The organism is Oleiphilus sp. HI0080 (genome assembly GCF_001635135.1).
The window spans coordinates 1-384 of the sequence record NZ_LWFU01000276.1; the positions used below are offsets into that span (position 1 = coordinate 1).

The 384-nt window shown below is 49.5% G+C and carries 1 protein-coding gene; it reads left to right on the top strand.

Annotation, left to right across the window (positions count from 1 at the left end):
* The coding region (locus tag A3751_RS02935; RefSeq protein WP_255376069.1) for an EF-Tu/IF-2/RF-3 family GTPase at positions 1-384 on the top strand (384 nt) is incomplete at both ends.

The following is a 384-nucleotide window of genomic DNA, read 5'->3' on the forward strand; positions in this document are numbered from 1 at the left end:
GCCATTCCTAATGCCAGTAGAAGATGTATTCTCTATCTCTGGTCGTGGTACGGTAGTAACTGGTCGTGTTGAGCGTGGTATCATCAAGGTAGGCGAAGAGATCGAGATCGTTGGTATCCGCGACACTCAAACGACTACGTGTACTGGTGTTGAGATGTTCCGTAAGCTTCTTGACGAAGGTCGCGCGGGTGAGAACGTCGGTGTTCTTCTTCGTGGTACTAAGCGTGATGATGTTGAGCGTGGTCAGGTGCTATGTGTTCCTGGTTCGGTTAAGCCGCACACGAAGTTCGAGGCTGAAGTATATATCTTGAGCAAAGATGAAGGTGGTCGTCACACGCCATTCTTCCAAGGCTATCGTCCACAATTTTACTTCCGTACCACGGA